The 7,855-nt window shown below is 29.9% G+C and carries 7 protein-coding genes and 1 pseudogene; 1 reads left to right on the top strand and 7 read right to left on the bottom strand.

The window, feature by feature from the left end; genetic code table 11:
- From ACRDDY_RS09515 to selD, 4 genes and pseudogenes are all read right to left on the bottom strand, one after another.
- Positions 1 to 706, bottom strand: a pseudogene (locus ACRDDY_RS09515) (23S rRNA (uracil-5-)-methyltransferase RumA); the annotation flags it as partial.
- Positions 707 to 728: 22 nt separating this feature from the next.
- Positions 729 to 1,232 (bottom strand): RDD family protein, encoded by a 504-nt coding sequence (locus ACRDDY_RS09510; RefSeq protein WP_438564714.1) that lies wholly within the window; start codon positions 1,230 to 1,232, stop codon positions 729 to 731.
- Positions 1,233 to 1,259: 27 nt separating this feature from the next.
- Complete coding sequence (locus ACRDDY_RS09505) at positions 1,260 to 1,961, bottom strand: hypothetical protein (protein WP_438564713.1); 702 nt, start codon at positions 1,959 to 1,961, stop codon at positions 1,260 to 1,262.
- Between the two features lie 177 nt (positions 1,962 to 2,138).
- Positions 2,139 to 3,164, bottom strand: a complete 1,026-nt coding sequence (selD, locus tag ACRDDY_RS09500; protein ID WP_438564712.1) for a selenide, water dikinase SelD — start codon at positions 3,162 to 3,164, stop codon at positions 2,139 to 2,141.
- 176 nt (positions 3,165 to 3,340) lie between these two features.
- Between selD and ACRDDY_RS09495 the strand changes: the two genes are divergently transcribed.
- Positions 3,341 to 4,651, top strand: a complete 1,311-nt coding sequence (locus tag ACRDDY_RS09495) for a D-alanyl-D-alanine carboxypeptidase family protein (RefSeq protein ID WP_438564711.1) — start codon at positions 3,341 to 3,343, stop codon at positions 4,649 to 4,651.
- Positions 4,652 to 4,875: 224 nt separating this feature from the next.
- Here ACRDDY_RS09495 and ACRDDY_RS09490 read toward each other — a convergent pair whose 3' ends face one another.
- From ACRDDY_RS09490 to yqeK, 3 genes are all read right to left on the bottom strand, one after another.
- On the bottom strand, positions 4,876 to 5,799 hold the full coding sequence (locus tag ACRDDY_RS09490; protein WP_438564710.1) for an RluA family pseudouridine synthase: 924 nt from the start codon (positions 5,797 to 5,799) through the stop codon (positions 4,876 to 4,878).
- 11 nt (positions 5,800 to 5,810) lie between these two features.
- Positions 5,811 to 7,460, bottom strand: coding sequence for an LCP family protein (locus tag ACRDDY_RS09485; protein WP_438564709.1), 1,650 nt, complete (start codon positions 7,458 to 7,460; stop codon positions 5,811 to 5,813).
- 18 nt (positions 7,461 to 7,478) lie between these two features.
- Positions 7,479 to 7,855: bis(5'-nucleosyl)-tetraphosphatase (symmetrical) YqeK (gene yqeK, locus ACRDDY_RS09480; RefSeq protein ID WP_438564708.1), on the bottom strand; the 377-nt coding region annotated here is incomplete at its 5' end.

Genomic DNA, 7,855 nt, shown 5'->3' with positions numbered 1-7,855 from the left:
TTTTTATAGCTTCTACCCAAGGTTTTAAATCAAAGTCTTCCTGTGTTGTTGTTACAAGGTTTACCATGATTTCTCCTGTGTTTTCTGCTTTTCTTATTACTAGATGTCTTAGGAATCCTGTTCTTCTCATTATTCTGTAGTAATCTAATCCCTTATCTTTGAAGAAATCCACTGTTACTTTAAGAATATTTCTAAAGTCTTCATCAATAATATTACAATGCTCTACTGTTAATACTCCAAAGCTTTTCCCTTTCATATGCATTCCAAGGCAAAGTTCTCCACCTTTTTCCATATCTCCAAAGGTAAATTCCATTTTGTTTCTGTATTCCCATTGCTTTGTGCTTCCTGTAACTCCTTCATATTCTCCAGTTGTTACTTCTGCATTTTTGAATAATTCTAAGACTTCTTCTCTTAAAAGTTCTACCTGCTTTTCATAAGTTAAATTTTGTGATGAACATCCACCACAAACTCCAAAGTGAGGGCATTTTGCATCTATTTCATAAGGTGCCTTCTCTAAAACTTCTACAAGCTTTAAATCAATAAATCCTTCTCTTTTTCTTTTAACTAATCCTTTTATTTCTTGTCCTGGGAAACAGTTTTTCACATTTACTTTTCTTCCTTCAAATTGTGAAACTCCTACTGATGGAAATTCAGTTTTTTCTATTTTCACAATCATTTCTACAGGTTTTCCTCTTCTTCTTGCCATAAAGCTTTTTTCCTCATTTCTATTATTTTATTGCTAATATTCTTTTTCCTATTGTTCTTCCTTTATTTGATTCAATTACTGGGAAGTATAATATATTTAATATTATATATGCTATTAATAATAATACACTTTCCATTCCACTTATTATTTCATATCCAGCTATTCCTATTAATATACTAAATACAACTATTGCAAGTGCTGATATACCAAATACTATTGCTTGATCTAGGAGTGATGCAAATAACCTTTTCCCAAATGAAGGATTTTCATCAATTGCATTTGACTCTTTTCTAATCTCTTCTCTTAGTTCATTTTTTATTTCTTCTTTCATAACTTCTTCTTTAGTTTTCTCTTCTTCTTGTTCATCTACTTTTTCTTCTATTTCTAATTCTTCTTTTTCTTTTTCAATCTTCTTTTCCCTAGCTTGTTCTCTGTTTTCTTCTACAATTTTTTGTTCCATTTCTTTTTCTTCTTTGATGATTTCCTCATCACTCTTAAGACCTTTGTTTTCATCAATACTACTCATTTTTATAGTACCTCCTATTTTAAAAGGCTATTCTAAAGGAGCATCACTTTCTTCAAACTGAAATTCTTTAGTAGTTAATGTATATACTAAATATTCTTTACTAACTGCTATTTCTTCATGAAGTCCATTTATGGAATCTTCTATAATTCCATCTGGCGAGTCACTCTTTATTATGCCTAATATTTTCTCGTTAATGCCTGTGTAATCTCTATTTTCTTCACCTATTAATATACTTGCATATTTAGCTAGTGAAGTATCTCCTAAATTAAATGAATTAGCCTCTATTGCACCTTCTCCATTAAACTTTAGTGACATTTTAAGAACAAATTTTCCACCTTCTTGTGATTCTCCTAAGAATTCTGTGGAAAAATTCATACCTTCTAACTTATTTTCTTCTGGATTTTCATTCTCTACATAAATTGATTTTATATTTGCAGTAATTCCATCTATGTTTTGAACCTTTTCATCTTCTTTAACAGAAAGACCAAACTCTTCACTTAAATTCTTAACCTTTTTAGAAAGCTTTAATCCTTCTTCCTTAAAAGTTTCATATGTGTAAGACTTATTTGCCCATTCCCCTTGAAGATTACTTCCCCTTGAATTTTCTCCAACCATTCTGCTTTGAGCTTTCTCTTCTGCCTTATTTTCTTCTACTTTAGCACCACAACCCATTAATGCTACTACAGCAAATCCCCCTATAATAAGACTTATTATTCTCTTTTTACCCATTTTCTTTTACCCCCTAAGATTGTTTAATATATTTTCATATTTTTTAACAATTTGTGTCTATTATATCATTCAATCTTACTTTTTTAAAGGTTTGCTACTTCATTATAACTTATTCATCATTTTTAAGTTCTAAGTTTTTATTAATTTTGCAAAAGAAAAACTCCCTAAGGGGAGTTTCTATTTTACTATTATGTTCACATCAGTTTTTTCTATACATTTTCCAATGACCCATGCTTTTATATCTTTTTCTCTAAATTCTTTTAACATATCTTCTGCTGTTTCTTTACTACAACTAACTAAAAGACCACCTGATGTTTGTGGATCAAATAAAACATCTTCAATCCATTTCTCTACATCTTCTAAAATAAACTTATCTTTTATATAATTTTTATTTTTAGTTGCCCCACCTGGAAGTAATCCCATATTAGAATATTCTCTAGCTTCTTTTATATATGGAATACTATCCTTATAAAGTTCATAAGACATATTAGAGCCTTCTGACATTTCATTTAAATGCCCCATAAGTCCAAATCCTGTAATGTCTGTACATGCTGTTATATCATACTTACGTACAACCTCACCTGCATATTTATTTAAAAGAGACATCCATTTAATTCCTTCATTCATAGCTTCTATTGACGCCATTTCTGCTTTACTTGCAGTAGTTATAATTCCTGTTCCCAAAGGCTTTGTAAGAATTAAAATATCATCCTTCTTAGAACCACAGTTTTTTAATACCTTACTTGGATGAACTACACCTGAAACTGAAAGCCCATACTTAGGCTCTTCATCTTGGATAGAATGACCTCCTATTACAACAGCTCCTGATTCTAAAACTTTATCTGCTCCACCTTTTAAGATTTCTCCTAAAATTTCTTTGTCTAAACAATTTGGGAAACAAACTATATTCAATGCTACCTTAGGATCTCCACCCATGGCATAAACATCACTTAAAGCATTTGCAGCTGCTATTTGACCAAACGTATATGGATCATCAACTATTGGTGTAAAAAAGTCTAGTGTTTGAATAAGGGCTATATCATCACTTAATTTATATACAGCACCATCATCTGAAGTATCTATTCCAACTAAAAGATTAGAATCCTCCATTTTAGGAATACTTCTAAGTATATCTGAAAGAGCACCCGGCTCTATTTTAGCTGCTCAGCCACCAGTTTTTGCGTAATTAGTTAATTTTATCATGTAAGTCACAACCTTTCTTTAATTTACTTATAATATCATTGTACAACATCTTAAAAAAATATCAAATTTTAAAACTTTCCAATTATTCTTTCAAAAAATATACATAATTATGGAATTTAAATGAATATTCTGTTAATATATTATGGAGAAATATTTTTATCATAAGGAGATTTTCAATGAAACACGGAAAAAAGTTCTACACAATTTTTATTTTAGGTGCTATTTTACTTCTTAATACAGTAGTTCCAATAAAAATTGCATATGCAAAAGAAGTTAAGCCACCTAAAATTTCAGCAGAGTCAGCTTTAATTTTAGATGGAGATACAGGTCAAATAGTTTATTCAAAAAACTCTGATAAACCATACTTTCCTGCATCTACAACAAAAGTGATGACTGCATTAATTGTTCTTGAAAATGCTAACTTACATGACAAAGTTAAAATTGGAAAAAATCCTCCTTATGCTGATGGAAGTTCGATTGGTTTGAAGGAAGGTGAGATTTTTTCAGTTGAAGACCTTTTAACAGGACTTATGCTAGAGTCAGGAAATGACTGTGCCCTTGCTTTAGCTGAACATGTTGCAGGTTCAGAAACAAAATTTGCAGAACTTATGAATAAAAAAGCCTCTGAACTTGGTTGTACAAACACAAACTTCAAAAACCCAAGTGGCTTACCTAATGAAAACCATCTTACAACAACACATGACCTTTCATTAATAATGAGAGACGCTATAAAATATGATGATTTCATAAGAATATCAACAATTCCATTTAAAAAACTTCCAAAAAGTAACTTAGATGGATTTGAAAGAATAGTAAACAATCATAACTCTTTAATTGATAAAAATTCAAAACTTTACTATGAGCACACAATTGCTGGTAAAAGTGGCTACACAATAGCCGCAAGACATACCTTTACAGTAGCTGCAAGAAAAAACGGACGTACACTTATAGGCTCATTCATAAAAGCAGAAGACAAAAATCAAAACTACAAAGATATGGCAGCACTTTTAGAATATGGATTCAGTAATACAGACAATATAAAACTCTACTCTACTGGGGATATAATAGAAGAAATACCTTTAACAAAAACTACCTCTATTCCTTTATCAGTAGAAAAAGACTTCATATACACGAAAAACAAAACTGCTGAAAACATAGAAACAAAACTAAACTTTGACTTACCAGCAGACATAAAAACAAAATCCTTAAAAAAAGGTGAAATAATAACTTCTGCAAAAATACTAGAAAATAACATTCCAATTGGAGAAGTGAATATCATAAGCACTACTGACAGAAACTACAACATCTTCATAGGTATAAAAGAATTCTCCCAAAATAACCCAAGCACTGCCTTCGGAATACTACTTTCAACGATAATTATCTTAACTATAATAATAAAAATAATACTAACAAAGAAAAATAAAAGAGATAGAAAAAAGCTTTGGGAAAATTTAAAAAGAAAACAAAAATTCAACAATTTGAGATAATAAAGAATTTAGAATTATGGAGAAAACTCGCTTTAGGCGAGTTTTTTTAGTTAAGAAGTAAAAAGTTAGAATTACGAGTTATGTATATCAAAAAAGGAGCTGCCTGCAGCTCCCCCTTAAAACTCTTAACTATTCCCTCTAACCTCTTAACCAAAAACACTTTCTGGCAATAAAATTTGCCACTAGGCAATTTTTGAGCCCCAAAGAATCCCTTGCGATTCCCCCTAATTCTCAATTTTAAATTCTAAATTCTTAACTAACCTCTCAATATCTTCTGGAAGCTTCGCTTCAAGCTTAACTCTCTTCTTATCTTTTGGCTCTTCAAATTCTAAGCTATAAGCATGAAGTGCTTGCCTTTCTATAAGGTCTTTTTCTTCTTCGCCCATTCCATATAGAGTATCTCCATATATAGGGTGTCCTAAATGAGCCATATGGACTCTTATTTGATGTGTTCTACCTGTTTCTAGGGTACATTCTACAAGTGAGGCATTTTGAAGCTTTTTAACTAGTTTATAGTGTGTTATACTTCTTTGTCCTCTTTTATCTACTATTCTTTCTAATGGTGATTTTCCATCTACTTCAGGTTGTCTATATATTGGTGCATCTACTGTTCCCTCTTCTTTTTCAAGATTTCCATGAACTACTGTTAGATATTTTTTTGTTACTTCATTTTTTTGCATTGCATTTGATATTGACATATGTGCAAACTGATTTTTAGCCACTATTACAAGTCCTGATGTATTCATATCTAATCTATTTGCAAGTCTTACTATACAATCTTGATTTGTTTTTTTGAAGTGATTCATTACACCATTTGCTAGTGTTCCACTTTGATAGCTTTTTGTTGGATGTACTACCATAAATGGTTTTTTATTTAATACTAAAAGATTACTATCTTCATATACTACTTCAATATCTATATCTTCAGGTTCTATATCCTGTGTTTCTTTTCTGTTTAGGATAACTTTTATGTTATCTCCACTTTTTATTTTAAAGTCCATTTTAACAGGCTTTTCATTTACAAGTATTCTTTTTTCTATTGATGATTTTCTTATAAGTCTAGATGAAAGTTCCATCTCTGATTTTAAAAATTCTCTTATTTTTAATCCATTAAATTTTTCATCTACCTTTTTTTCTAATGCGTTCATTACTGCCTCCTTTAGTTTGTATCTAATCCAAGCATTATAACTAAATCATAGTCTTTATATGGTGAGTTTCCACCCATAATTTTATACTCACTTATTCCAACTAAATCTTTCTTTACTTCTTTTTCTATCTCTTTATTTTTAACTAAAGCATATGTCTTTTTAGCTACATTATTTTCTACACTTCCAATATCTACAGTTTTAAAACCTTCTCTATCTAAAGTTGTCTTATAATTAGCTGCAAGTCCCGCTTTTGTTGTTGTATTTACTATTTTAACCTTTATATTTCCTTTTAATACTTTCCCACTTGAAGTATTTCCTTTTTGTGGCTCTTCAGCCCCCTGCTTAAGACTTTGTATTAATGCTTTATTCTTTTCTTCACTAAAAACATAATAAGATTGTCCTGCTATAGTTTGTGGTGTACCTTTTACCATTGTCATTTCAAAATCTTTTACTGATATAAGTTTTAATGCATATCTAAGCATTCTAGTTCCACTCATATTAGTTTTAACATTTTTCTCTATAACTTTTAAAATATCTGGAATTTTTAAAATTATCATAGGGCTTGTACACTTCTTTACTACAGCTTGCATAAATTCATGCTGGTTTTCAATTCTTCCAAGGTCACCCATCGCAAGACCTGTTCCATCATTATTTTTTCTCCATCTAAAAAATTCTTCTGCTTTCTTTCCATCTAGATGTTCTGTAGTTCCTTTTTTAAATTTAATTCTAAGATTTTGGCTCTTATCAGTATAATCCATATCATATTTTATTTTTACTGTAACTCCACCAATTGCATCTATAAAATCTCTAAATGCTGTATAGTTTACATTAGCAACATAGTTTACATTTATCTGTAAAAGCTTTTCTACTTGTTTAACTATCTCTTCTTCTCCACCAACAGGATATGCCGCATTAATTTTCCATCTGCGTCCATTTATATCTATCATTGTATCTCTTGGTATTGAAACAACCTTTACTTTTTTAGTACTTGGATTAAAGTTTAAGACCATTATAGTATCTGTTCTCTTTAATGAGTTATCATTTGGATCTTTTACATTTCCAACATCCATTCCAAGTAGAAGAATATTTACTGTACTATCCATACTAACAACCTTTGGTGCTATCATATCTGTAGTACTTATTTTAGATATAGTTTTCATAACACTAAAAATATTAAATGTTATAAATAAAAGTAATATTACTCCAATAATTTTTAGTATAGTTTTCACTTTTATTTTATTTCCATTAGATTTCTTTTTTGCCTTTATCGTTTTAGATTTCTTAACTTTCTTCTTAGTTGTACTTTTATTCCCTTCATTTCTATTTCTAGGTGCTGCTTTACCATCATTTCTATTATTTTCACCATTTCTAGTACTTCTATTTCTTTTCTCTTCTTCAAAGAAGTTTTCGTCTTCTCCTAAAAATAAATCTTCATCTAAATTTTCTTCATAAATTCTTCTTTGTCTTTCAAACTCCCTTTTTACCTTTTCTTCATCTGTTACGTAGTTAACTTTTCTTCTTGGGTCATTTATTGGAATCTTCCTTTGACCCTTTCGCATATTATCATTTCTCTTTGCTATTCGCTTTTTTCTAGCTAATTCTTCTTCCTTTGAAAGTTTTCTTTCTAGTCTTTTTCCCCTATTGTCTTTATCCCCTATCATTATTCACCTCATAAATTTTTAAAGTAATTCATCTAAAAGATAATTTCTTGCTTTTATTGTATTTTCCTCAATCATACCATTTTTACTTAATAGAAAACTTATTGTGTGATTCATCCCTACTAAAACACCCTTATCTAGGTTTTCTAATACTTCTTTTCTTATTTCACCCACTCCATCAAAAACTCTTGATGGTTCTATCATATCTGCAATATAGATTATTTTATCTAAAAGACTCATATCTTCTTTTCCTGTTGTATGAAATCTTATTGCACTTAATATCTCTTCATCATTTATATTAAACTTCTCCTTAGCTACTATAGGTCCAACTATACTATGCCAAAGCTCTGGTGTTTTTTTCTCACTTAATGTTAATTGTATATTATTTTCCTCTATTA

It is taken from the genome of Clostridium sp. (assembly GCF_051656525.1).
Lineage (GTDB): Bacteria > Bacillota > Clostridia > Clostridiales > Clostridiaceae > Clostridium.
The sequence above is the reverse complement of the archived record's forward strand: the minus strand, read 5'-3'. Positions and strand labels throughout refer to the sequence as shown.

Excerpts from the sequence above, each read along its gene's own strand:
- ACRDDY_RS09495 (WP_438564711.1), top strand. The coding sequence starts at position 3,341 with ATGAAACACGGAAAAAAGTTCTACACAATTTTTATTTTAGGTGCTATT.
- ACRDDY_RS09505 (WP_438564713.1), bottom strand. The coding sequence starts at position 1,961 with ATGGGTAAAAAGAGAATAATAAGTCTTATTATAGGGGGATTTGCTGTA.
- ACRDDY_RS09485 (WP_438564709.1), bottom strand. The coding sequence starts at position 7,460 with ATGATAGGGGATAAAGACAATAGGGGAAAAAGACTAGAAAGAAAACTT.
- ACRDDY_RS09510 (WP_438564714.1), bottom strand. The coding sequence starts at position 1,232 with ATGAGTAGTATTGATGAAAACAAAGGTCTTAAGAGTGATGAGGAAATC.
- ACRDDY_RS09490 (WP_438564710.1), bottom strand. The coding sequence starts at position 5,799 with ATGAACGCATTAGAAAAAAAGGTAGATGAAAAATTTAATGGATTAAAA.